Source organism: Lonepinella sp. BR2474 (genome assembly GCF_051851555.1).
Taxonomy (GTDB): Bacteria; Pseudomonadota; Gammaproteobacteria; order Enterobacterales; family Pasteurellaceae; genus Lonepinella.
Map to the genome: position 1 here is coordinate 57,302 of NZ_JBPDVH010000005.1, position 26,045 is coordinate 83,346.

A 26,045-nucleotide genomic window follows, 5' to 3' on the forward strand; every position below is an offset into this window, starting at 1 on the left:
AAGTGCGGTCGTTTTTTTCATTAAAACATAGGAGAAATCAAATGAGTTTTACCCCAATGAAAGGACGTGAAAACGTTGTGAAACCCAACGAGGGAAACGGTGGTGTACGCTTTACTGATTCCACGGCCAAAGTCGCCAAAGAAATCAATGGTGGCGTAATGCCGTCTGCGAGCCGTAGTGGTAAAGGTGGCTGCAAAAGTTGTGGTCGCTAAATGAAAGCCACGGATTCCCCATTGTGGGTGCGAATGTGTTCGCCTAATCAGCCCAGTGACGAGTTGACCGAACTGCGTTTTAGCTTGTCCCACAATGAACAAATTAAGCAGGAACTGGAAAATTTTCTGTATGCCCAATGGCTTTATCTCAACACGAAAGCCCGAATGGAGCTGGATGACGCTATGCGAAAAGAATATCAACATTCTGCTCACACCGTCGCCGAGCTGACAGGCTTAATTTTCCGTCCTGATAAACCTGAAACGACAACGAAAATCTTACCGCTTGTGTAAGGTTTAACGCTCAACAAGAGTGCGGTTAAAAAACATTTTATTTTTTGACCGCACTTTTTTATCCACTCTTTTAAGGAAAGACCATGGAACAACAAGATACTCAAACTTTCGGTGCTTACATTCCCCATTATTTACGTGACGAACTTATCAAAGCTCGTGAAAAACAAGCAGAAAAGGAAGAACCGAAAGTACAACAGGAAACAGTAGCAGAAACCGAACAACCTGAAATCCCCCCTGAAAAGCCAGAGACACCTGATGAAAAACCGTCTGAAAAAGAACCGCAGTCTGAATCACCAGAACAGACTACGCCCCATTCTAAGGACGATAATGATGTCAACGCATGGAAAGGGAGATTAAAAAAGGAACAAGCAGAACGCCAACAGCTTAACGCCCGATTAATTGAAGAATCTGAGGCCAGAGAACGAGCGGAAAAACGCTTGCGTGAGTTAGAAGAAAAACAACATCAGCCAACCACTTCAACGCCAACTCAACCAGACCCAGTCGGCTTATCTGATGACGATTTGGCAGAATTGAAAATTGTGAATCCTGATCTGTATTTCAAGCTCAAAGCACAACAATCTCAACAACAAGCTCAACGGCAATCGTCACCTGTTCCCCAAAAAACGGAAACCGCATCTCAGCCGAACACAACCGCACCGTCAGAAACAGCCCAACCGACGATGTCAGAACGTGATCGGATTTGGTATGCGGAAATTCAACGTGAAATTCCTGAAGTGCAAGGATTACTTGGCGATTCAAACTTTATGGAATTTGCACGCAGTAAAACCGATTGGACTGGGGCGACAGGTTTGGATTTGATTACTCAAGCAGGCAAACAAAAAGATGTTCGCTTAATTCCTGTTATTCGTAACCTGTTAGATGAGTATCAACAATCACAAACAAAAGAGCCAATGCCTGTGACCGTGGCACCACAGAAAAGTGCGACGATTAAGGTAAAGGCAAATTCTCCCAAAGAAATGACCGAGAAAGACGAAGCACAAGCGGAAATGTTGGCCCGACAAGGGAAAACCGCCGAGCTGAAAAAATTCTTGGCTCAATTTAAGAAATAGAAGGACTTTTTATGGCTAAAAATATGCGAGCCGCCGACCTTGGCGGTGCAACCGAAGGGCTATATATTCCCGATTATGCGACGCAGATTGTCATTTCTGAAATGCACAACTGTTCTGCATTATCCCGAATTGTTAACCCAAAACACAACATTGTAGAACTCGGTTTAAACTGTGCACCAGTGGCCCATTACACCATTATGGATAACATTGAAGTTGGTGATTTTACTAATGGTGCATGGAACGGTGAAACTTGGGAACCTGACAATCCATTCCGCAGTGGTGAAATTCGTTTATGTCACTCTGTGCCAATGAAGAAAAAATTCTCTCGTGAAGAGGCGACATTAATGTGTCACCGTTGGGAAATGTTCCAAGACGGCTATGAAACCGCTGTCGGTCGTGCCTTACGTGATTTGACTGAGCGTTACGGTTTTACCGTGTTAGCCGCTTCTGCTCACCCATTATTACGTGGCATCAAAGCAGGTGCGTTAAGCGGTAATATCAATTTAGGCGATACCGAAAACCCTATTGTGGTAGGCAAATCCAGTGGCGTACGTGCCATGGACGTGTTGCAAAACATGGAGCAAGCCTTACAAGAGGGCGGTGTCACTTGTGGCGGTAATGCGTTAAAAATCGTGGCAAGCCCAGCGTTTTATTCTCGTATTCGTGCGGAACAGTCCAATCTTGGTGCAGGTTGTTGCTTACCAGATAACCCAATTGTGACTGGCATGGTACACCCAATGTTAGGCATGGAAATTTACTCATCCTTACATATGCCACGTTATCGCCGTGCGGACGGTAAAACGGTGGAATATGTGTTAATGGTGGATCCAGAAAACATTGCGGCACCAAGTCGTTTAGACTACCTCGAATGGCAAACCGTATTAAACGATATTTACCTTGTGGGTAACTACCGTTTTGATGTGGCAGCCTTAAGTAATAAATCAATTGCGGTTGCGGCCGTCGTCGTGGAGGCTTAATTATGGCAATTTACAATTTATTCCGTGGTGGTTATGCTGTTGAATTTGGCAAGCCTTGCCGTGAGTGCGGTGCATTAGATGAAAATATGTTACCTGTTATTGTACAGCCAGATAACCGTGTGGACGGTGCTTATGGCTACCGTGACAAGATAGAATGGAAACAGCTTTTACGCTTGTTGTTCCAACGTTACGGTAAAGCGGTAGAAGATTTAGAAGTGGGCGATAAATTGCGTGTGTTCTTAAATCCGAACCACGCCAATGTGAAGTCCATTTTCTTTGACTTCCGTGAGCCTGTGGCAGGTTTCCAATTTGATTTAACCACGGTGAACGACACCGATTTAAGCGGTAAAATCACCAAAGCCACCTATGCGGAAATGGGCGGTATTGAAACTGTTACTCAAGGTGATGCCTTTGATACGGCAGAAACCGCACAAGTGGAAGAACGTACTCAGTGGACGATTCATCCTGACAATGGCTACAACCCGAAAGTGGACGTCATTGAACTTGAAATCAAAGCCTTACCAAAAGACGTGAGTAAATTAAATGAAATGGTCATGTTAATTGCTCGTCGTTTTGAACAAGACGGCTATATGATGTAACCCAACGCCCCAGTTTGACTGGGGCTTTTCTTTTTTAAGGACAGCACAATGACACAAACAATGCAAACGGCACCGCAAAAACAAACCTTTGTTTCTGCGATTAACGGCATGAAATTTGACGTACAAAATGAACTCACTGCAGATTTACTTTCCAAAAATGAAAAGAAAGAAATTATCCACAGAGAACGAGTTTCTGCTAAAACAAGCAAAGCCAAAGGCAAACCTAACGATAACGAACAGGAAATCAGCTAAATGAACATGGCAGATTTTATTCTGCGTGTCCGGTTTGATTACAACGACATTGACGCTGACCGCATTGAAGATCCACTGATTGTGGATTATCTCAATGAGGGATTAAGCGAAATGTTTAAGCTCAATCCCAATAAGTTTATCAAAACGGTGGTAGCCAAGCTAGACGACAGCGATTTGCAACAGCCTTGTTGTTGCGATTTGCTGTATTCAGTAGATGCCATTACCGACGCACACGGTAATTTTATTGCAGAGCTTAAAGAAGTCGATGACACCGCTCAAACCGCTTTTGGTAAACGTAATTGTGCGAGCCGTGAAACTGACACACGCAGTTACAGTAAAGTCAGCGGCACCGATAATCAATTCACGGTCAAACCGCCAGTCAGTCCCAATGACAATGTCTATGCCCGAATGACCTGTGCGGTGAAACCGGACAAAGTTAAACTCGGTGAAGAGCTAGATGAAAGCGTGACTGAAAACTATGCGAACTTGGTGGATTATGTGTTGTATTGCTTATTCGGTTCAGAAACCGAGAGTGCGACCTCACAGCAAAAATCCGCTCAATACTACAAGCAGTTCTTAGACCGTACGTTGTTACATGAGCAAATTCGAGTCGCCTTTACACATCAAGCCACGGCACAAACGAGCAATAAAACAGGGGGTAAAAAATGAGTTGTCAATGCGAAAGCCTAGCCAAACCCATTAGCTTTAGCTGTAACCCTTGTTTAAAGCCAAAATGTGGCAATCAACTGGCTAATGTGTGGGTATGCGATAACGACGGACGAGATGTGGAATTTATTTCACTCACAGAGTTTTTGCCCCGAGTGACCCTGATTGCCAAAGGCGTTCCCGATGATGTGGCGTTGGAATATCTGCGTCAATCTGCTCAAACTTTGGCTCAGGACAGCCGATTGTTAAAACGTGAATTGCATTTAGATGTTCAAGCTGGCGTGCGAGATTATTACCTTGAACAAGGCGATAACGAACAAGTGCATTATGTTCAATCGGTCACATTCGGAAAGTGCGGTGAAAAACAACATTGTTTGGATAAATGCCATTTACCTGCAATGCGTTGTGATGACCGCTTTGTGTTTGAACCCAATGACAAAATTATATTGAAAAACACCCCGAAAACGGACGGTGAAAATCAATTATGGGTGCGATATTTTGCAACACCTAGCCAAACCGCATGCGAAGTGGATAAATTGTTATTCGACCGCTACCATGATGTTGTCGTGAATGGGGCGTTAAGCAATTTATTGTATATGCGACAATATGACTTTGCTGATGCACAATTGGCCGTGTTGTATGAACAACGGTTTAAACAAGGCATAGCCAAGGCCAAGATTGATGTTATGGAGCATTTTGAAACGGAAACACCGTCAAGCCTTGCTTACAGGGGGAGAATTTAGCATGTCAGATTATTGTAAAGTGATTGAAAAATGCAAAAAGTGCCAATGTTGCCAGTCAGATAATCAAGACGGACTCGCTAGTCAAATCCATGTGCCACGCCCAACCGAACGAGTGATTGAGCGTGAAATCGTCGAACTTGCAACAACATGTGAAGATTGTGGCTGTGCCAATATCAGACCCAATGGGGTGGAGTATGAAAATGCCAACTAAAGATGCAACCTTATGGGCAATGATAATTGCCTACCTACAAAATAACTTAAACGCCATTTACAGTTTTACCATGGCGTTTTTTATTGCCATTTTTCGCATTTGTTATATTGGCAAAGAACGTAAAAAAATTCGTGTTGTGATTGAAAGTATTCTGTGCGGATTAATAGCGATTGCCAGTGAAAGTGTGTTTATTTACTTAGACATGCCGTCTAAATTATCCGTTGCTTTCGGCTCAATCGTGGCGTTGCTAGGGATTGATAAAGTGCGAGAAATGGCCATGCGTTATTCCCTAAAAGCCAAAGGTGGTGACAATGAGCAAGTTTAGATTTAGCAAACGCAGTGAAAATAATCTAAAAGGCGTTCACGAAGATTTAGTACGAGTAGTACGCCGAGCCTTAACCCTGACAGAACAGGATTTTATGGTAATTTGTGGCTTACGCACCTTTGAAGAACAAAAGGAAATGGTTGCTAAAGGCACCAGCAAAACCTTAAATAGCCGACATTTGACTGGTCATGCGGTGGATTTAGTACCATATCCTGTGGATTGGAACGACTGGAGCAAGTTTGCTCAAATTGCTAAAGCCATGAAACAAGCGGCCAAAGATTTAAAGGTTCAAATTGTATGGGGTGGTGATTGGAAATCCTTTAAAGATGGACCGCACTTTGAGTTGGATAGAAAAACTTATCCATAAAATAGTTTTGCATTTTTATAGCAATAGACTTATAATTCTCCCATGCGTAATGATCATACTTGTTATGCAATCTACATCCAGCCCTTGGCGAGTCATTTCACTATTCCGAATTAGACAACCCTTGGGCTTTTTTATAATTCAATTTTGGAATGTAATGATATGAAACGTAAAGTTGCTATTTTTGTCGATGCTGGATTTTTCATCCGACTCTTTACCAAAAAGATCGATCCTGAAATGAAAATGTCACCAGAAAAATTAGCTAAAGAAATGTGGCGTTACTGGGTTAGGCATGTAGATCGTCATAATGGTGAGGAACTTTACCGTATCTATTTTTATGATTGTCCACCTTTGATGAACAAGGTGCAACACCCGATCACTGGGAAAGAAATTAATTTTGCTAATAGTGACATAACAAAATACAAAACTGCATTACACCAATCTCTTATTCATCAGCCTTATGTGGCTTGCCGTATGGGAGAGTTGAGTGTTGACACGAAAACAGACTGGGGCTTTATTCGTTCTGATTCAATACATAGCTTTAAAAAACTGATCAAAGGGGAAGTATCTATTGAAAAAATCAATCCTGATAATGTATCTCTGAAACCAAAACAAAAAGGTGTAGATATGAAATTAGGTATTGATATCACAAGTGTTGTATTAAAAAAATTAGCTAATAAAATTATTCTAATTTCAGGCGATAGTGATTTTGTGCCTGCAGCTAAATTGGCTCGTGTTGAAGGTGCTCATTTTATTCTTGACGCAATGGGAAGAGACGTAAAAGGTGATTTAGCAGAGCATATTGATGGACTAAAAACTTTTATTCACTCTCACAAAACAGAATAATTATCAACACAATAAAAAACCGCTTATGTTGATCTGAACCCTAAAAAAAGTTGGACACAAACTAACTGATTAAGAGGTAGCTCAAAAATATAAGCGGTTTTTTCATACCCAAAAGGATCTCCCATGCCAACCCTAAAACTCACCCAGTTCGGCGGTATTGCCCCAAAACAACGCCCAAATAACCTACATCAAGCCATGGCACAAGTGGCAGAAGATGTAGATCTAAGCCGTGGTACATTGCGACCATGGCGAACTGATAAAAAAGTCAGCGACAAAACAGGGCAATCTATCTTCATAGATAAATGCTGTTACCTCACAAGCTCAAATTGCCAAGCAAGTTTTTCACACATTGATACCGATTGTTGCTATATTGTCGCCAGTGGCATAAAAGATTATCCGGTTATTCAACACAAAGACAATGCTTGTGAGGAACGTTGGAATCGATTAGGGTTTCCAGTGGAAATTCCTGCACCTCATGCCCAATTCTTAGGCACATTAAGTCATGATTTCAACCAAGAATTACGCCAATATATTTACACCCTTGTGGATGAATTTGGCTTTGAATCCGCCCCGAGTTTACCAAGTGAACCCATTTATGTTCACAACGACCAGAATATCGTGATTAGCGGTATTGGTGCAGATTTTCCCACTTATTCCATTGCAAAAGTACGCTTATATTGTGCGGTAACGCCGTTAGATTATGGTGATGCCAAAGCGGATTATGACGCCCATTTCTTGTTTGTGGATGAACTGGATTTCGGCACCACAAGCTATGTACATCAAGCTCATACCGTTTACGGTGAAGAATGTTTAACCGAAGAATATGAACCGCCCCATAATTGCATGACCGATCTACAATATTGTGGAAACGGTCAATTAGGCGGTTTAGTGGGAACAGAATTATGGTTAAGTGAACCTTTAAAGCCTCATGCGTTCCCAGAAAGTTACCGCTACGGACATTTCAATGGCAAACCGATTCGCTTTTTATGTGGAGAACGCACAGGCTATATTTTAACGGATGAATATCCAGCCGTCATTGAAATGGAAAGTCCTTGCCAGTCACAAGGTTGTCGTCAGGTTTCTATTCTGGAAGAACCATTACCGATTATCTCGTGTCAGTCCGCTTGTCTGTATAATGGGGTGTGCTTTTATGCGAGCAAAGACGGTTTAGTTATGTTGGCAGGTAGTCAAGCGAAAGTGATTACTACTGCATTATTTACCCAAGACCAATGGCAAGCCCTTGCTCCATGGCAAATGATTGGTGCGGTACACGATGGCTATTATTTTGGTTTTACCGATAAAATGGGTATTCGTTTTAAAGTGCCAGATTCTATCCATGACGAAGTACAAATTGAACAACTGACCACTTTGTCGATAAAACCCACCGCACTTTTCCGTAGTGACCAAGACAATTTATTCTTTGCCACAAACGACGGTATTTACCAATGGAACGCAGGGGATAATTGGAAAACCTTTATATGGCGTGGTCGATTAAATGCCTTACCAGGTTATACCGCCATGACGGCATATAAATTGGTGCAAGAATATCACCCAACCCACGTGAAACACCTTGTTTACAAACGTCATCGAGATGAAATGGTACAAGAACCAGTCATTTTAGCTGACAAAACCGTTTCAGACAGCCGACCGCACCGCTTAAAAGCCGGTTATGCTACCTTGTTTTTTGATGTCGAAATCAGCGGACAAGGGGAAGTGTGGGAATATCATATTGCGACAAGTGTGGCAGAATTGGGAGTGGAATAGGTTGACTTAACTCAATTTTATGACACAATGGGAAAATTGAATAAAGGAGAATTGCCATGAACTTACTTTCGTTCGTCAGTATTGCTATTAGTGCCGCTATTGCCGCACAGCCTGTTTATGTACAAAGTAATATCGAAGTGGAGCAACATTTAGTAAGTCATGATGAGATACAATCAGATAGCCATGAAAAAGCCATAAAAAAAGTCTTAACCGAATTGGCTAATCGTATTTTTATGGCAGAACATGCTTTGTCTGCATTTTATCAACTTGCTTACGAGCAACCGAGTTTATTTGAAGAATTTAACAAACAAGAAATGATGAGTATGTTGCGTGAGGCTGCAGGCTTATTGTTTACCACAAGACAATATGCAGATAAGCACCACATCTTACTAGAACGTTTGGCCAGTTTTGAAAAAGTACTAAACGCCTTTACCCAGTTATTTGAGTATGCAAAATACAAGCAAGATATGGATAAGGTGGTATTATCAAGAGTAGGTAAAGAAAATATAGGCTTAACCTTTGAACATGGCACATCAAAAGAAGAAATTCGTCAAAAATTGTTTGGTTTGCGGAGAACGGTATGATTGTTCATTTCTCAAAACTGTTTGAGAGTGGTGACGCAAATACCTCTGAATTTCAAGACTTTCCTTATTTTGATGATATTCAGGTTGAAATGTTAGCGGATTTTATTGAATCTGTAAGGTTAGATGCTCCCTTAGTGGGAAAAAATAAAACATCATGGCAAGACAATCAAGGTAAAATAATTCCCGAAACGGAATTATACCAACAATACAATGCGTGGCATTACCATAGTGGTGAGTATTCAGAAAGTGAACCAGAATGTTACACTTATAATTTAGAATGGAATGTAAAAGGCTTGAAGTCATCCGCAGTCATTCATTACCAAAAAATTACTGAGCAGGAAATTATATTACTGGCGTATTCGCCCAAACATATTCCTTTCCCAAAGATAATTAACTCGACAAATCCATTATCAACAAGATTTTCTTAACCGCCCAAGTGGCGGTTTTTTTACGTCAAAGGAAACACCATGAAATACCAAACCGAACACATCACAGACATTGCCAGTTCACAACAGTTATTAAGCGAACTGTTTACCTATATCGGAGAACACTTTGACCAAACCGCCCAACTGCGGTTAAATTGGCAACACTTTTTCCAAGTCTGGGCAGGGCAAACCCCTTACACCCAAATTAAAGTATTCACGGCTCGAGAAGACAATCAGATTAAAGGTTGTGTCATGGCGTTGTTATTGGATAATCCGCTGTTTGTCACCAAGCCTTTTATTCACCGCTTTATTGATTTAACCAATGAAGACAAAGCCTTTGATGAGTATGTGGAAACGATTTTAGCGAGTTTGTAGAATGTGAAATAGTGTAAAAATTATTTGCACAAAAACAAGAATTGTTGCATAATCTCCGCAAGGCAGGTAAATCCTAGGCAAACTGCGAAGCCTTAAGGGTATCGTAAGCGTATGTGAAGTACGTCAGATCTAGGGGCTGCCATCCAATTCAAGCCATTGATTTATTAGTCAATGGCTTATTTTTTAGGGGATAATATGCAAATATCGGTTTATTTAGACGAGAGTGGTGATTTAGGCTGGAAATTTGACGCACCATATCGATATGGAGGGTCTAGCCGTTATTTAACCATTGCGACTATTTTAATTGAGCATGGTAAGCGGCATTTGCTTAAGCGTTTAATGCGTGATTTGTATAAGAAAACAAAAACACCGACAACAGAAGAGATAAAATGGGCAAAATTAAGCCAAGAAAATCGTTGTTGGATTGCAGAGAAATTAGTGCAGTTTAAAGAAAAATTGGGAGCAGATGTTCAGTATTTTTGTATTACGGTTAGTAAGGAAAAAGTAAGGGAACATATTCGCCAAGATCCAAATAAACTCTACAACTATATGATTAAACTATTGTTAGCAAAAGAGTTGTCGCAATATAGTGATGTTTTCTTAAATGTGGATCAACGATCAATCAAAATTGAAAGTGGAAAATCATTGCACGATTATTTACAGACATCAATTTGGTTTGATTTTGAGTCTCAAACAAAGCTAAAAACAATTTCTTGCGACAGTAAATGCAATTTAGGTATTCAACTGGCCGATATTTTTTCTGGGATTGCTCAAAATCATTTTGAAGACAGTAAAAGTGAGCCGTATAAAATTCTCGCTTTATATGCCAACATTAAACGGTTATATTTTTAAATGAAAAAACTAACTTTACTATTAAGCCTATTTATCGCCTTATCTACCCATGCAAATTTAGGCGATATTACGAAAAAACAGCTCAAAAATTATATTGTGAAAGGAAACAATATGACGGCTTGCCTTTTCCCTGACTTGTGGTACGTCAATTCAGATAAGGAACGTAATGCAGTATTACAAAGTTGGAAAGATGATCCCAATAAGCAGTCTTTATATATAGTGTACAGCTCAATGTTTTATCCATTACTTGTCGATAGTTTTGGCATGGAGAATGCAACAACAATCTTTTATGGTGAAGATGTGATTGAGTATTACTTAGAGCAGGAAAATATTAGTCAAAAAGACAGAAATAAGATCACAGTTAAGACGGAAGAAGATTGTAAAAAAATTAAATTAGAGTTTGAACGATTGTTTGAGAAATATCCAAAACAACCTTACGCAGAATCAAATTAATAAAATATAGAATAAAAGCCCACAACATTACGTTATGGGCTTTTTTATTGGAGGAAATATGGGTGAACCACTAAAAGTGAGCGCACAAGCGATTAACATTTTAAAAAATCATGAAGGGCTGAGACTTAAAGCGTATACAGATGCAGCCGGTGTAAAAACTATTGGTTATGGGCATACAGGAACAATAAATGGAGTAAAAATTCATGATGGAATGGTCATTACTCAGAAACAAGCGGAAGAACAGTTAAGAAAAGATCTTATTCATTTTGAAAATACGGTTCGAAATAGTGTTAAACAACCATTAACTCAAAACCAATTTGATGCTTTAGTTAGTTTTTCTTATAACGTCGGTGGGGATGCCTTTCAGAAATCAACGTTACTTAAAAAATTAAATAGTGGCGATACCTCTGGTGCTGCGGATGAATTTGTGCGATGGAATAAAGCGGGAGGAAAAGAATTAAAAGGATTAGTTAATCGACGTAATACCGAGCGTGAAATGTTTCTTGGTGTAGGTCAAGGTGAGGCACCGAATATACCAGTACCCACGGAATATGATGAACCTTATGATCCACCTGTTAAAAATCAATCGTACCCAATGTCAAGTGACATCTACTCCGCCTTTGCCCCACCAAATCAACAAACGGCAAAATCGGATTCAGACAGCCTTTATGCAGCCTTTAGCCCAGAGCAAACGGAAGAACAAAATACAGAATCAACCAACCCGTTTAGTAATTATTTTAACCAACTTAACGGCACAATCGACCCTTTAAGCCAAGAGCCAGAACAGACGACCCCAAATTATCGAGAAAAGTATCAGGATAAATTAGCCGCCGCTTTTGGCGTCACCCCGAAAACTGATAATGGCATGCCTGATTATATTGGGGAATTAGTGAAAAGTATTTATGACCAAGCCTAAACTAAACACAGGAGAACATTATGTCAATCGCCGATATCGGAAAAGCCATGGCAATGTATGCCCAACCCACTGAATTTGACCAAAATGCGTGGAAACAAGCCTTTGACATTGCCAACGCTTTCACTGCCACTGAAAACAACCGCACCACCGCTGACGAAAACGCCCGCAAGCTCGCTGAAAACTACGCCACCCAAGATTGGCGAGTCAAGGCCTCAAACGCACAGAATCAAGATTTAACCAACTTGTCAGGTTGGAACATCAAAACCCGAGATGCCACGGGAGATGGGAAGATTAATGCGTTAAATGCACAGAATCGGGATTTAACTAATTCACATGACTGGAATGTACAAACTCGGAACGCTACTCAAGACTATAAAATCAAGGAGGCCATTGCCAATTACATGTTGAATACCAAACAGCATCAAGTTGGATTAAGTAGCATTAATGACCTTGAACAGTTAAACCAAATTAAGCAACAGGCTATTTTAGCCGGTCAAAATCCTGATTATGCGTATTTGCTAAATCCTGACATTGCCAAACAATTTAGCCCAACAACAACGGTTTCCTTATATGACCAAAAACAACAGAATGAATTTAATTACATCAAAGCAATCAATGAAGAATTAGCAAAAGCGGAAGAAAACGCATACGTTAAAAAAATTGATAACAACACTGGTCTTGAAGTTATCGAACGTGACCCAGAAGTATATAACCAATATCTCAAAGGGATTTATGCCAGATATCCAAATTATGGTGCTTATATTGGTGAATACCACGCAAGACGTAATGGGAATTTTCTTCCCCAAACAGGTCAGCCAGTTGTTCGCCCGAATATTATTGGCTATACGCAACCCACGGCATATCCGGCTATTACAGGTTATACACCACCACAGCCTGCGGTTCCTTATGCTGTACCACAATCGCAAATGACACCACAAATGGCACAACAGACACCAACTGCTCCAGTTGTAAAACCGCAAGTCGCACCAGTGGATTATCGTAAAGAATATAATATAACAGATGATTTTATACCGTTAATTCAACAGTATCAGCAAGAAACTGGCGTTAATGAGCAAACAGCGTTAAAGGAATTATCCTATTTATTTTCATTAGCACAACAAGGGTACATATCACCAGAAAATATAAGACAAACTATCCAAGAAAAAATAAAAGACGCAATATTGGCAAAACCTGGTGACAATAAAGAAAGAATAGCCAGATATGATGAATATAGAAAGCAACTGAATTAATAATAATTCAACAAAAACAAACCCAGAAAGGTGCAAACTTTCTGGGTTTTTTATTCCCATTAAGTCAGATTTAACAGAAACAAATTATGATTAATTATAACCCAAAACATCAAATAAAGGTAGGTAGAAAAATGAGTACAGAAGCAGCCGATAAAGCAGGATTAAAATTAGCCAATTCTGCTTTTATTTTATCCATTTGTGTGGGATTGAGTGCATTGATTTTTGCCGTAGGCTATTTTCTTAAATAACATTACAGAAAAAATAAAACCCCGAAAGTTCCTAGGCTTTCAGGGTTTTTCATTTAATCATTAAACAGGAATGACTAAACGAATTATGAATAAGTATAGCAAAACTAAATTAAAAATTCATCTTGAAAAGGGGTTAGAAATGGAAACAAATGCAAGTCCTTTTATTCGGGTAGCAATCGGGTTAGCAATTATTTTAATTGCGTTAAGCGTTTTTGCCTTGAGCATTGCCCCCTTAATGAACGTTATTCGGTGGTGGTAACAATGGAATATGGATTATGGGAAACAACATTAGCATTTTTTGTGCTTATTGTCGGGGCAATTGTTGCTTGGCGATTGCCAAACATTCTCACCGTAATTAAAGATTGGAAAAAACAACAATCAAAATAACTTGATACAAAAACAAAAAACGAGAGCGGCGAACTCTCGTTTTTTTATACCCCTTAACCACTTTCAACACTCAAGGAGTAATTAATGATGGAAATTGTACCCTTAATTTTACCTTTAATCAAGGAGTTAATTATGCAATACGGACTATTAGAAATAGTGGCAAGCCTTGCTTTTCTTATTTTGGTTTGGCGAATCCCCAACATTATTTTAGCCCTAAAGGAATACCTAAAATCAAAATAACTTGACTCACACCCAAGACTTGGGTAATATTCGACCCAAGGTGTCGTAGCCTTTAATCCAAAGCGGAAATCCGCACCCGTCAGACAAGCGGTTTTTTTGTACCTAAAATTTGCAACATGGATCTATTTTCCGTTATTAAAAATAGATTTAGCAAAATCCAATGTCGAGTGGGCGGAGAATACAATACCTGAAAGGGGAATAATCCCAGCCTACTTTGGAAGGCTTACGAACCACTCGGCACCCTATTAAGAAGTATTGTTATCATAACAATGGTTCAATTTAGGGAACTAAATATCGTAAACAACCAAAGGAGACTATTATGTCTAATCAAATCTCAACCCAAACAATCCAATTTTATAATCACGCATTAATCACCTTTGAACAAAACGGCACGCATTACACGGCGATGAAACCGATTTGTGAGAATATCGGGTTAGCTTGGCACGCTCAATATGAAAGAATTCAGCGTGATGAAGTGCTTTCACAAGGTATTCTTATGATAAGAACACCTTCAAATGGTGGCGAACAACAAGTGCTTTGCCTACCAATCGAATATCTAAACGGCTGGCTATTCGGCATAGATATTAAACGTTGCAAACCAGAAATCAGAGAAACCTTAATCCGCTATAAAAAAGAATGTTACCAAGCATTAGCGAATTACTGGCTAAAAGGCAAAGCAGAACGCCAAACTGCGGTGAAAATTGAACGACTTTCAACCGAACACCAAAGCACCATAAAAGAATTGGTACTCGGCAGAGCCAAAGCCCTACCGAAAGACCAACAAGCAGGCGTGATTATCAAACAATGGTCGGCACTCAAAACCCATTTCGGCAAGAGTTACAAAGACATTGACGACAACCAATTTGTCGAAGCCGTGAGCCTGTTGGCAAGATTGCCATTGGAAGGGGAATTGATTATTAATGAGCCACAAACGGAAGACACGATAAGCCTTGCCAAAGATGACGCAATGGCATTACTTGAAATGTGGTCAGCATCCACCAATTTACACGAAAGTAGCTATCATCTTGCTCGCTCGCTAAGACGGTTTAGCAGTCGTGAGCTAGACAAAGTGCAGTTTAACCATCAAAAATACGAAAGACATTTGCAAACGGTTGACCCAATAATCAAACGGCTATTAAAACAACTCACCCCAACGCAAGCATTACCTAATCAGCCGTTAGAGATTGAACAGTTATAACGAACTAAACCACTCTACGGAGTGGTTTTTTATTACTCAAAATAAAACCCTAGTGCGACCAACACTAGGGTTTTCTCATTCCTACTACGACATAGGAGAATAGATTTTGAACAAGACAAATTATAACAGAACAAGTTTTCTAGGCAAGTTATTTGCGAGCCTAAAAATAGGAGGAAATATGAGTAAACAAGGTGCAGACAAAGCAGGTCAAGACATTTCATTTGGCATTAAATTTTTCTTCTGCTGTATTGGAATTGCCACAATATTAGGCGTTTTATTATGGTTATTGCCTGACTTATTAGCATTGTTTTTAAAATAATTGAGGACGTTTTATGAGCCAACTTACCACTGAAGAATTAATCCGCCTTTTCCAAGATCCAAATAATCCGCCAGTACCTAACACACAACAGGCTTTTATTGATTTATATGGCAACCCCAATGTCCTCACGGCACAGCCCGATACTGCTTATGGCTTGGCCTCCCTTTACGCACCACCAGTAGAGCAAGTGGCACCAGTGCCAACTTTGCCACCTAGTGCAGGCTTTTGGGGAAATGTAGGCGATGCAGCGTTAGTCATCCCAAAATCAGCCACAAGATTAGTCAGTTCCGTTGGCGGATTAATCGATCCACAAGGTGCAGTTCGACAATGGGGAGATGAGGCGACAGATTGGCTTGCCAGTTTTGAAAGCGAAGAAAATCGGGCTAACCGAGAAGAAAACGCAAGACGTATAGCATTAGCCAAAGCCAAGGGCGAAAGTGGTTGGGGAGCCAGTTGGGAAAACTTTGTGGATAATCCATTAACCACGATTGGCGATATTGCCGAAAGTGTCTTGCCAAGTGTCGCTGTTGGCGTCGGAGCGGCTGCCCTAGCACCTGAAACAGCGGGTATGAGCTTAGTCGCTGCTGCCCCAATGATTTTAGGCGGTATCCAAGGGGCAGGGGAAACACGCAAAGACATCAACGACCACATTATGGCCATGTCACAAGCAGAACTGAATAAAAGCCCTGTTTATCTGCAATACATAGCCGAGGGTTTAACCCCTGAACAAGCCCGCATTGCCACCGCAACCAGTTGGACAGAACATGGCGGTGAAGTCCTAGCCAATGGTTTAAGCAGTGCAGCATTAGAACGCCTAGGCGGTTTTATGAAACTAGGCAAAACAGGTGGTGTATTAAATTCTGCAGGCGGACGATTTGCTCGTGAATTAGGCACAGAAACAGCGGATGAAACCTTTCAACAACTCACGACCAATAAAGCGATTCATGATGTGGATAATTCACACCGTTTAACCAGCGATTTAGGCAGTGCGGCCTTTGGTGGTTTATTAGGTGGCGGCTTAGGTGGTGGTGTGGCCTATGCCCAAGAAAGATTGGCACATAATTTTGGCGGCGAGCAAACCGGTTCTGAACAAGTCCAAATGCAATCAGACCAAGTGGTGAATGACATTGTTCATCAAACCCCAACAGACACAACTAACACCGCAGAAACGCAACCAAAAAACACCGCAGTTAATGTAAATAACACAGCATTAGATAACGTGTTAAGCCAAATTGCGAACAAAGACGAACGTCAAGCCATTAAACAAAATTTAATCTACGATATTCAAGACGGTGTCATTGAACAAATTGCCACAGAAGATAATGAATACGGCAAATTGGCCCAAGCGTATTTGGCAGAAGTGGGGCAACAGATTGCACAACCAACGGCAGAGCAAGCACAAAATCCGTCCGTTGAACAGCAAAATGAACAAATGAACTCGTTCAGTGAACAAAATAATGTGTTCAGTGAACAAATGAACGATACCCAAGACGTGCGTGAAAGCCGTTCAGCTATGAAATCCGTTGAGGCTAATATTGCTCGTGGCAAAGAACGTATGACCCAAGCAATTTTGAATAAAGCGGATGTTAAACGTGGAATGTATAACAATGAATTTGGTTGGATTGATTTTGTATGGGGAGATGACGGCACTACTAAACCTTTAGATAAAAATGGCGAGCCTAAAGGACGTGGAATCGCTCATATTTTTGAAGCGAGAGAACGCAAAAATGGAATGTCTGAAGCTGAAACATCAGCAATGCTTGTTGATGAAATTGTAGAAACTATTGCGAAAGGTACTCCAGTAAACCCAAATCCACAGAATAAATTACAGTTGGATTATCGTTCACCAAGAACTGGAAAAGTTTATCGTGCAACTTTGGTTAAAAATAAAGGAAATAACGGCTGGGTATTAACTGCATTTGATAATAGCAATAAATATTTGAGTGAAGGTGCGAACAAGCTGGGTAATGACTCACTTGAACCTACTATTAACAGCCCTACACTCTCCCGTGCTGATAAAGGAGCTTCACTCGTGGCTTCTGATTCGGGACAGTTCGCTAATGAGCGTGGTTTGAATGAACAAGGTTCAGACACCGCTTTTGACTGGCGACCAACAAACAATAGCCAACTGAACGATACGCACCGCCACTTACGAGAAGGCGGGGCAGTGGGTGCAGATAACGATGTCAATGTAACCAATTCTCAGCCAACTGTCAACACCCAAGCCACTAAAGACCAACAAACCCTATCACAAATCTTAGGGAACGATACGGCAAGTCATATCGAAGTGGTGGACAGAAACACCGTTCAACCACCCAAAGGGGAAACCGCAGAAAGTTTATTGGCGGGGAATGTCGAGGGGTGGTATGACCCAACCACGCAAAAAATCTACATTTACAGCGACAATATCACCGCTAACAATGTCATGAATCGTGATGAACGTCTGGCGTGGGTAGCGTGGCACGAATTAGCCCACCGTGGCGTGAATGTTAAATTAGGCAACCGTTTCAATGACATTGTCACCCGAATGGGTAAACATCCAGTGGTAGAAAGAATTGCCAACACCATTCAAAAAGAACGAGCAGAATATGGTGACATTCCATTTACCGTCGCAGTGGAAGAGGCCGTAGCAGAAATCAACGCTGCTGTTGAAACCGGTAATTGGTCGGAATTAGAAAGCCGTTATAACGTGCGTATTGGTCAATCATGGAAAAATAGTTTGGGGCAATACCTCCGCCCATTTGCCAATGTATTGCAAAAAGTGGTTAACGCTATTATTGGACGTAACCCAAATTCTACAGCCATGACTACGCAAGAACTGTTTGATGTGTTGGCGGAGATTCGCCAAGGGGGAACAGAAAGCGATACGCAAGCGGAAAGTAGCAATGGGGAAGTGCGGTATAGTTTGAGTGAAGATCCGAATTCGGACTTTGCGAAAGCAGTGGATGCCTTTGTTAATGGTGATGAAGTTAAAACATCTATTTCATTGGGAACAACGCCTGATGTGTTAAAAATGATTGGTTTGCCTGATGTGGAAGTGAAAATCAAACGTAAGGTGTTGAGTAAAGTAATGCGTGGAAAACACGCTATTGAGCCTGAAGTACTGAAACAATTACCACAACAAATCAATGATCCTGTTGCAGTGTTGCAATCATCGGCACATTCATCTAATCCTAATGGTTTTGTTGTTTTGACTGAATTAACTGAGTTTAATTCGGATAAAAACAGAGATGAACCTGTAATTGCTGCACTGCATTTGACAAATAGCGGTGATGTTCAACTGATTGAAGTAGCAAGTGCTTATGGTAAAGAACTTGAAAAGTTACAGGAAATGATTGATAACGATCCGATCCATTATTGGAATAAAACAAAAGGCTCACATTTAGCGAACGTACACTGGCTCCAATTGCCACTTAAGTTACGTTCAAATGCGAACCTTTCTGCCAATGATATTAAAACCGAAACCGACTTAAGTCAATACCAATCTGAAAATAAATCTGATAATGGCACTCGTTTTTCACGCAAAGCCCCCCAAAAAGAAAATTACCAACGTGATTTAATGGTGACGCACAGTCTCAGTGCAGAAAACATCATGCACGCAGATAAAATGGGGGGCTTGCCAATGGCATCGCTTGCTATTTCCAAACAAGGATCCAATGTTGATTTTGGCGAAGTGACATTAATCGGCGACCGTAACCATATCGATCCGAAAGGGGACAATAAAGCGAAAGTCTTTGGTTCAGATATTTATAGCCCACGTTATCCGCAAGTAAGCTATAAACTCAATGCGAAAGATCAGCGTGCGTTATATCAACGTTTTGAAGACACAGCGAAATTGTTGAATGACAAAGGATTTGATTGGAACTTCACAGGAAATTTAGAACAAAAAGGCGTAAGCAATATCTTGTCTGATTCTGCCGAAGTCCAATATGAATTTTTACAAAGCAAAGGTATTGAGCCGAATATCGTTTATGAAGAAAAAGCGCATAACGAATTTGCGGATTACCTGTCTGTACAAAAAGCCTTGGCGGAGGGGGGGATTGATGCGTTACGTTCAGATGATTTTCTACTGGATTTTGCAAAAGAAAGATTAGCTAAACTGGAAGAAACACGATCTAAACAAGGCAATACCACAAGCCCTATTGCGAGAAAAAGCAATGAACGTAAAATCGGTGAAATGCAAGACATCATTAATATGTCAGCAGAAAATAGAGCCTTTTATTTAAATGGCGATATTAAACGATTAGTCAAAGGGTTAGACCCAACAACAGATGTGGATTATGGCAGAACAAAGGCGGCTTTAAATGAGCAAATCACCCAACATCATTATCAAAATGCGTTTAATCAATATGTTCAAGATATTGTTGCGCCTTTAGATATTAGTGAGCAGTTGGAAAATGGCGAAAACCCAAGAACAGGGGAAACTCGCTATGTTGAACACTCATTAGAAAATGTGGTGAAAAAGCTCAAACAAAATCTACGTGGTGGCGAAAGTTTTGATTATGGAACAGGTAGCTTGCGTGCGAAAGTAACACCGCAATTTAAATCTGTCCCTGATATTCAAAAGAATAAAAGTCGCTTAGTAGATAAGGAAACGTCAGAACAAGCCATTGAACAAATGGAAAATGACGTAGCAACATTGGGCGAGCAATTAGGCGTTGGCAATGAGATTTATAATTTATTGCACAATGCGGTAGATGAAAGTATTGAACAAGCCTTTGTCTATTCTTCAGTGGAAAATACCCCACAAAATCGTCAAGCCGTAGCGGATATGTTGGCAAAATTAAAAGCGATGCCAACGGAATATTTCGAGGCCAAAGCCAAAGACGTAACGCAATTTAGCGATTTTCTCGGTGCAGTGGTGCCAGAAAACTTGCCAAAAAATGCCTACAACGTATTGGAAAAAGCAGGGTTAAAAATCTATGAATATAATCCAGACGATACCAATAGCCGTGCGGAAACGGTAAAACAAGCAACCAATGAGCTTGATGAAAAAAGCGGTGGGAATGTGTTGTTTTCACGCCGTCCAAAAGCCGAAAGCCTAGAAAAATTACGCAACAGCAAACCGATTAAAATTTCGGGCAAAGAGATTGAGCCGAGTAAGGATATTAAACAGTATCAACGTAATGCACTAGAGTATGGTAAATCTTTAAGGGGTGTTTATACAAATAAAGATACTAGGGGAAGAATAAATTTAACTCGTAGTAGTATTTTAGAAGTTTTACACCACGATTTCAAAAATCTAGAACATCTGCAAAGTGTTGCAGCTATTCCGCAGATTATTGAAAATGCAACTTATATTGATACATTGCCTAATGATGAAGATAATAAAAACTTTGATATTGATGAGTATGACTATTATGTAGCAGGGTTAAATATCGGAGGTAAAGATTACACTGTCAAAGCTGTGGTAGGGAATGGGCGTGATGGTGAGAAATACTATGACCATAAACTTAGTCCAATAGAAAAAGATGAGCTACTTTCGTTGGCTTTACGAATAACAAGTTCGGAGCGGACAAAAGAAAACTCATCTTTATCTGAGGTCGATGATAAACGCTTATTGCAAATTTTGCAAGTGGATAATCAGCAAAAATCAGATAAATCAGATAATGGCACACGTTTCTCCCGAGCTCAAACCGTAGAAAATCTCGCTAAAACAGGGAAAGCCCAAGCGGATCCCACTGCCTTTGACGATTTAAAAGCCAAAGATTATGACGGTTTCAAAAAACGTTTTAATCAAGCCGTGGGCAAGGTGGATGAATGGGTAGCGGACGGTTTACGCCCTGTGAATGATTGGATTGACGGCTTGCAAAAAGAGGGGTTAAGTGAGTTCGAAACGGAACAATTGAAAGGCAAAATGTACCGTTCCAAAGGCGTGCGAGATGCGCACAATTCAGATATTGAACAAAAATTCCTGAAACCGTTGTTGCAAAAAGTTTCCAAGATTGCCAAGAAACATAAACTGGATGAACTCAGTGCCAAACGTCTTGTCGGCTATTGGGCATCCACTCGTTATGCTATTGAGAAAAATAAGGAGATTTTAGAACGTGAACGTAAGGAGATGATTGTTGCTAAAGGCGAAATGGAATTAGCACGGCGAGAGGCATTAAAAGGTGACCAAGAGGCAACTGACGCCTATGAGCAAGCCAAGAAAGCCTACGCCAAAGCAGAACGCCAATATCGTTATCGTAAGCATGATGTGGAAAGCACGGACTCTAACGAAGAATTTCGAGTAGGCACCGCTGGTGGTTGGTCAAATCCAGAGGCGGAAACTATTATGCGGAATATTGAGCGTCATATTCCAAAAGCGGAATTGGAAGATGCTGCACGACACCTGTATCAATTAAACCGTTACCGTTTAAATCTTGACCATGAGGCAGGACGATACACCGAAGAACAATATAAAGAGTTCAAAAAGAATGTGCATTATGTGCCATTAACAGGGGATCCAAATGCAGAAGAGGATTTTGACGGTATCAGTGGAGCTGGGCAAAATGCCTTAAACACCACTAAAGACCGAGCCTTAAAAGGACGTAAAACCTCAGAGGCAGAAGATGGTATTGATGCCTCATGGCGAGCCATTAATAAATCCACGACTTATGCCGGTTGGGCGGATTTCAAAGAACAAATTGATGACATCTACCAACACAAAGTCGATGAACTGGTTGAGCAAGGACATTCAGAAAAATCTGCTCGTGAGCAAGTGGCAAAAACCTTAGGTATTACTAAATCTAAAATGGGCGGTACCACACGTTCCAATGATGATGTGTTAATTCGCAAAGTCGGTGGGGTATATTATGAATATGGTTTACCGAAAAAAGTGATGACCGCACTGAAAAATGACAACGTGGAATATGCCAACGGCTTTTTAAAAGCCTTATCCAAACCGACCAGTTGGTATGCCCGTGGGGTGACACAATGGACGGTGACCTTTGCACCGATGAATATGTTGCGAGATACTTGGGAAAAATCCGAATTTATCCGCGTACAAAAACTGTTTGATAAAGACGGCAAACAGTTAAGCAGTAAAACTATGGATAAAATCGGACGTGCGGTGGTGAAAAATGCCTTGTTAAATAAAGATGTTTGGAATGCCACAAAACGCTTTGGTTTTAATCAAGACTTACGCACGGATAACCAACACGACGTGGAATCCATGCTAAAAGATTTGTTGGCCAATGGGGGTGTTTCCACTTACAGCACCTACCTTGCTAAAACCGAAACCGACTTAGTCAAACAGTTGCAAGCTCAAAATAAACCGATTGCGAGCAAGCTCAAAAAAGCCGGTGAAATTTTGGAAAGTTACAACAAAGTCTTTGATACAGTATCGGCATTGTCAGCTTACAAAGCCATGATTGACAATGGCGTAGACAAAGCACAAGCGGCAAGCATTACCCTTGAACTCACCAACTTCCGTAAAACAGGGGCTGGCATGCGTGGCATTAAGGCCTTATATATGTTTGCTCAACCGACCGCAATGGGGGCGAGAAACCTAATAAAATATCTCTCCACGAAAAAAGGACAACGACGTTTCTTAGGTTATATGGTGGTGATGACCGCCTTGTATTCTGCTTTGCGAGCCATGGACGATGACAATGAGGGCGGAAACATAATGGACCAGTTAGGTGACATTACTCGCTATATTCCGTTACCATTAGGCATGGATAAATACTTCAAAATCCCAGTGGGATTTGGTATGCCACAAATGGCGTGGAACTTTGCCACTAATATTGTGAAAGCAGCGAATAAGGATATTTCGGTATCTGAGGCGTTGGTGAATATGTCAACCCAAGTGTTCAAAACCATAGCCCCAATTTCGCCGTCGGAAATTTCCGCAGCGAATTATCCGACACAAAAATTGGCATTAACCTTTACACCGTCTATTTTGCAACCCATTGTACAAAATGCGTTAAATCGTTCTGCCTTTGGGAACACGATTACACCAAGTTTTGTATCAGGTGACAAACTCAAAGCCGAGCAAGCTAAATCGACCACAGCCCAGTTCTGGAAAGATTTAGCCATTGGTATCAGCGATACCTTAGGCATTGACATGCACCCAGAGCAAGTGAAAAACTTAGTGGACGGTTATAGCGGTATCTTTGGTTCATTGAAAGAGTTAAGCACCATTTTCATTGAAAACCCAAATCGTGAGCTATTAGGTCGCAGAACACGCACACCATTCTTAAACCAGTTTATCGGGACAACCAATGAGTTTGCGATTCAAAGCCGTTACTATGAGGCAAGCGAACAAGCCCAAAGCATGGCGAACGAATACAAGTCACGTAAAGAACGAGGTAAATTGGACGGTTGGCTCACGCCAGAAAAAGAACAAATTGTCCGTTTCCACGAAATGAACGCAAGACGTATGGGACAGTTGCGAGCGGTAAAAAGCAAAATGACCAAAGCCTTGCATAAAGGCCAGATGACGGAGGAGGCATATCAAGCCAGACTCAAAACCTACAACACCCAAATGGATAATGTACAACGTGCATTTTTAAAACGTTGGCGTAAAATGCAAGGCTTGAGTACCGTGGAGTAAAATCCACACAAAACCCACCGCACTTTGAATTGGCTCACAAAGTGCGGTGATTTTTTTTGAACTTCAAGGAGGCTTATGGCAAATCAATATACCAAAATCATTGAAGAATTACGGGATAAATCGGATAAAGAAAGTAATAAAAAAGCCCTTTATAACTTTTATCAAGGATTAACATATCCCGCACTACAAGCTCAATTTACCCAAGAATTGATTGAACAATTCGAGGATTTAATTGAGCTTTTTCATTACCGACATTTACACGATTATATTTAAGGAGAAATTATGGCAGATGATGGAGTGGTAGCGGCTGCTGGCGCCGTAGCCGCTGGTGCAGCGATTTTATATGCAACAGACGCATTTGAGGAAATCAAATGTGATAATGACGATGTCATAAACAAAATGAAAGAAAAGGCTAATTCGGACAAATTGACAGATGGCAGTGCTGTTGCTCGAGCCATCGCAATGTCGGACTACGCCTGTAAATATTTTAATGCAGTGAAAGTTAATGCAAGAAATAATTTAATCATTGCGTTAATTCAACAAGCTGCATCCTTTTATTTTGCGGATAAACAGCACGACGTTGCCAAACAAGCGCAAAATCGTTTTGATGAAATTTGGACTAACCAAAAAGACAAAAGCGACAAACTCTTTAATCATTGGTATGACAACAGCCGACCGATTGAAATTAATATGCTCAATGAGGCGAGGGCAAGGGAACGAGCAGGTTATCAAGTAGATTATGAAACCGCTAAGAACCGAGCTGTCGCCATGGCTCGTAGTGAGTTCTCCCGAGCAAGAGACAAAACACGACGAGAAAGTAATATACATTGTGTCGGTGCAACACGCACAGCGTTACGTCAATTACAAGTAGCAGAGGCCAGAGCAACAGTATTGGCAACCAATCAGGCCATTCGCTTTGAAGAAGAACGTAAGCATCAACGTGAAAGCCAATACCGAGAAGAAACGTATAAATGGAACGCCTTATTCCAAGGACGAGTAGCAGAAAGCCTTAATGCAATTCGCACCGCACAGCAAGCCGCCGCAGCCGCTAGTCAGATTAATCCTTATGAGGGTTGGTCTAACGCTGTGTCTAATTTAAGTTATGTCGGTGGTGCCATGGGAACTTTAAATATGCGGGAATTTCAAGGCGCAAATACATTCGCCCCATCTTTATTAGGTAGTGGATTTTTTAATAATTAGGAGAATTAAATGAAACCAATTAAAATTGACAGAAAAGTCGCTAAAACCACTTTTCACATTGATAATTGCAGTCAAGCTGACAATGCAACCATTGAGATTACCCGAGTGGGTGGAGGCGATACCATTGTTTATCCGTCATTAGAACTCACGGACTCAACAGTGACGTTTATGTGGGACGATGTCTTATATAAAGCTCGTTCAGGACGTTATCAAGGCATTATTCGTATAGACGGCTGTAAACCATTTTGCGTACCAATTCATATTGGTTGCGGTTGCAATATGGGCAGTAGCGAAAACGGCTATTTTCATTCACAAGAATGTTTGGGGTGCTAACATGGGTTACAAATGGTTAAACGGCTATTCAACTAGCCTTAATGCAAAATTAAGTTCAACAGATCGCATTCTTCCTATTGACGATGCGAAAACACTTTCACAAACTCTAGACGCAGATCACAGCTACCTTGTCATCAATGACGGCACAGGAGCAGAAATTGTCAAAGTTATCAGTTTTGGTCATCAAGTCAAAATCGAACGAGGACAAGACGGCACAGAGGCCAAAACCTTTCCGTCCGGTAGTTGTGTAAAATGGGAAGTCACCAAACAAGGCATGACGGAAACTGTATGCAATAGCGACTTTAAATGCTGTGATTTGGATGATTGTGGGTGTAATTAAAAATCGGGCGGAATTTTCCGCCTTTTAAACCCTGTAACTTTACTGATGTAAGGATAAAACACGTTC

At 40.8% G+C, this 26,045-nt stretch carries 29 protein-coding genes; all 29 read left to right on the top strand.

Annotated features, from left to right (window positions below; all coding sequences use genetic code 11):
• Window positions 1-41 precede the first annotated feature (41 nt).
• Complete coding sequence (locus ACTG7Q_RS07455; protein WP_439242449.1) at window positions 42-212, top strand: hypothetical protein; 171 nt, start codon at window positions 42-44, stop codon at window positions 210-212.
• Complete coding sequence (locus tag ACTG7Q_RS07460; RefSeq protein ID WP_439242451.1) at window positions 213-503, top strand: hypothetical protein; 291 nt, start codon at window positions 213-215, stop codon at window positions 501-503.
• 83 nt (window positions 504-586) lie between these two features.
• Window positions 587-1,573 (top strand): hypothetical protein, encoded by a 987-nt coding sequence (locus ACTG7Q_RS07465; RefSeq protein ID WP_439242453.1) that lies wholly within the window; start codon window positions 587-589, stop codon window positions 1,571-1,573.
• A gap of 11 nt (window positions 1,574-1,584) precedes the next feature.
• Window positions 1,585-2,550 carry a hypothetical protein gene (locus ACTG7Q_RS07470; RefSeq protein WP_439242455.1) on the top strand — a complete coding sequence of 322 codons (966 nt, stop codon included), beginning with the start codon at window positions 1,585-1,587 and terminating at the stop codon, window positions 2,548-2,550.
• 2 nt (window positions 2,551-2,552) lie between these two features.
• Complete coding sequence (locus ACTG7Q_RS07475; RefSeq protein WP_439242457.1) at window positions 2,553-3,149, top strand: hypothetical protein; 597 nt, start codon at window positions 2,553-2,555, stop codon at window positions 3,147-3,149.
• A 48-nt stretch (window positions 3,150-3,197) separates the two neighbouring features.
• The gene (locus ACTG7Q_RS07480; protein WP_439242459.1) at window positions 3,198-3,401 is read left to right on the top strand and encodes a hypothetical protein; all 204 of its coding nucleotides are present in this window, start codon (window positions 3,198-3,200) and stop codon (window positions 3,399-3,401) included.
• Window positions 3,402-3,407: 6 nt separating this feature from the next.
• Entirely contained in the window at window positions 3,408-4,070 is a 663-nt protein-coding gene (locus ACTG7Q_RS07485) for a hypothetical protein (RefSeq protein ID WP_439242461.1), read from the top strand.
• Window positions 4,067-4,810, top strand: a complete 744-nt coding sequence (locus ACTG7Q_RS07490) for a hypothetical protein (protein WP_439242463.1) — start codon at window positions 4,067-4,069, stop codon at window positions 4,808-4,810. The genes ACTG7Q_RS07485 and ACTG7Q_RS07490 overlap by 4 nt, the downstream gene beginning before the upstream one ends.
• A gap of 1 nt (window position 4,811) precedes the next feature.
• Window positions 4,812-5,021 carry a hypothetical protein gene (locus tag ACTG7Q_RS07495; protein ID WP_439242465.1) on the top strand — a complete coding sequence of 70 codons (210 nt, stop codon included), beginning with the start codon at window positions 4,812-4,814 and terminating at the stop codon, window positions 5,019-5,021.
• Complete coding sequence (locus ACTG7Q_RS07500; protein WP_439242467.1) at window positions 5,011-5,346, top strand: phage holin, lambda family; 336 nt, start codon at window positions 5,011-5,013, stop codon at window positions 5,344-5,346. The genes ACTG7Q_RS07495 and ACTG7Q_RS07500 overlap by 11 nt, the downstream gene beginning before the upstream one ends.
• Window positions 5,333-5,713 carry a M15 family metallopeptidase gene (locus ACTG7Q_RS07505; protein ID WP_439242469.1) on the top strand — a complete coding sequence of 127 codons (381 nt, stop codon included), beginning with the start codon at window positions 5,333-5,335 and terminating at the stop codon, window positions 5,711-5,713. The genes ACTG7Q_RS07500 and ACTG7Q_RS07505 overlap by 14 nt, the downstream gene beginning before the upstream one ends.
• A gap of 159 nt (window positions 5,714-5,872) precedes the next feature.
• A complete protein-coding gene (locus ACTG7Q_RS07510; protein ID WP_439242471.1) occupies window positions 5,873-6,556 on the top strand; it encodes an NYN domain-containing protein in 684 nt (227 codons plus the stop codon).
• Between the two features lie 123 nt (window positions 6,557-6,679).
• Window positions 6,680-8,320 carry a hypothetical protein gene (locus ACTG7Q_RS07515; RefSeq protein WP_439242473.1) on the top strand — a complete coding sequence of 547 codons (1,641 nt, stop codon included), beginning with the start codon at window positions 6,680-6,682 and terminating at the stop codon, window positions 8,318-8,320.
• A gap of 56 nt (window positions 8,321-8,376) precedes the next feature.
• Window positions 8,377-8,904: a hypothetical protein gene (locus ACTG7Q_RS07520; RefSeq protein ID WP_439242475.1), complete on the top strand. Its 528-nt coding sequence runs from the start codon at window positions 8,377-8,379 to the stop codon at window positions 8,902-8,904.
• A complete protein-coding gene (locus tag ACTG7Q_RS07525; RefSeq protein WP_439242477.1) occupies window positions 8,901-9,332 on the top strand; it encodes a hypothetical protein in 432 nt (143 codons plus the stop codon). Before ACTG7Q_RS07520 ends, ACTG7Q_RS07525 begins: the two co-directional genes overlap by 4 nt.
• Before the next feature lie 39 nt (window positions 9,333-9,371).
• The gene (locus ACTG7Q_RS07530) at window positions 9,372-9,704 is read left to right on the top strand and encodes a hypothetical protein (protein WP_439242479.1); all 333 of its coding nucleotides are present in this window, start codon (window positions 9,372-9,374) and stop codon (window positions 9,702-9,704) included.
• A 195-nt stretch (window positions 9,705-9,899) separates the two neighbouring features.
• A complete protein-coding gene (locus ACTG7Q_RS07535) occupies window positions 9,900-10,556 on the top strand; it encodes a DUF3800 domain-containing protein (protein WP_439242481.1) in 657 nt (218 codons plus the stop codon).
• Window positions 10,557-11,009 (top strand): hypothetical protein, encoded by a 453-nt coding sequence (locus ACTG7Q_RS07540; RefSeq protein ID WP_439242483.1) that lies wholly within the window; start codon window positions 10,557-10,559, stop codon window positions 11,007-11,009. It abuts the gene before it with no gap.
• 58 nt (window positions 11,010-11,067) lie between these two features.
• Window positions 11,068-11,925 (top strand): lysozyme, encoded by an 858-nt coding sequence (locus ACTG7Q_RS07545; protein WP_439242485.1) that lies wholly within the window; start codon window positions 11,068-11,070, stop codon window positions 11,923-11,925.
• Window positions 11,926-11,945: 20 nt separating this feature from the next.
• Window positions 11,946-13,175 carry a hypothetical protein gene (locus ACTG7Q_RS07550; RefSeq protein WP_439242486.1) on the top strand — a complete coding sequence of 410 codons (1,230 nt, stop codon included), beginning with the start codon at window positions 11,946-11,948 and terminating at the stop codon, window positions 13,173-13,175.
• 509 nt (window positions 13,176-13,684) lie between these two features.
• Window positions 13,685-13,810, top strand: coding sequence for a hypothetical protein (locus ACTG7Q_RS07555; RefSeq protein WP_439242488.1), 126 nt, complete (start codon window positions 13,685-13,687; stop codon window positions 13,808-13,810).
• 84 nt (window positions 13,811-13,894) lie between these two features.
• Complete coding sequence (locus ACTG7Q_RS07560) at window positions 13,895-14,050, top strand: hypothetical protein (RefSeq protein WP_439242490.1); 156 nt, start codon at window positions 13,895-13,897, stop codon at window positions 14,048-14,050.
• A 319-nt stretch (window positions 14,051-14,369) separates the two neighbouring features.
• Complete coding sequence (locus tag ACTG7Q_RS07565; protein WP_439242492.1) at window positions 14,370-15,248, top strand: phage antirepressor N-terminal domain-containing protein; 879 nt, start codon at window positions 14,370-14,372, stop codon at window positions 15,246-15,248.
• 178 nt (window positions 15,249-15,426) lie between these two features.
• Window positions 15,427-15,567, top strand: coding sequence for a hypothetical protein (locus tag ACTG7Q_RS07570; RefSeq protein WP_439242494.1), 141 nt, complete (start codon window positions 15,427-15,429; stop codon window positions 15,565-15,567).
• 13 nt (window positions 15,568-15,580) lie between these two features.
• A complete protein-coding gene (locus ACTG7Q_RS07575; RefSeq protein ID WP_439242496.1) occupies window positions 15,581-24,106 on the top strand; it encodes an LPD38 domain-containing protein in 8,526 nt (2,841 codons plus the stop codon).
• A gap of 75 nt (window positions 24,107-24,181) precedes the next feature.
• Window positions 24,182-24,379: a hypothetical protein gene (locus tag ACTG7Q_RS07580; RefSeq protein ID WP_439242498.1), complete on the top strand. Its 198-nt coding sequence runs from the start codon at window positions 24,182-24,184 to the stop codon at window positions 24,377-24,379.
• Between the two features lie 9 nt (window positions 24,380-24,388).
• Complete coding sequence (locus ACTG7Q_RS07585) at window positions 24,389-25,306, top strand: hypothetical protein (RefSeq protein WP_439242500.1); 918 nt, start codon at window positions 24,389-24,391, stop codon at window positions 25,304-25,306.
• Between the two features lie 9 nt (window positions 25,307-25,315).
• The gene (locus ACTG7Q_RS07590) at window positions 25,316-25,639 is read left to right on the top strand and encodes a hypothetical protein (RefSeq protein WP_439242502.1); all 324 of its coding nucleotides are present in this window, start codon (window positions 25,316-25,318) and stop codon (window positions 25,637-25,639) included.
• A 1-nt stretch (window position 25,640) separates the two neighbouring features.
• The gene (locus tag ACTG7Q_RS07595; RefSeq protein ID WP_439242504.1) at window positions 25,641-25,979 is read left to right on the top strand and encodes a hypothetical protein; all 339 of its coding nucleotides are present in this window, start codon (window positions 25,641-25,643) and stop codon (window positions 25,977-25,979) included.
• The last annotated feature ends 66 nt before the right edge of the window (window positions 25,980-26,045 follow it).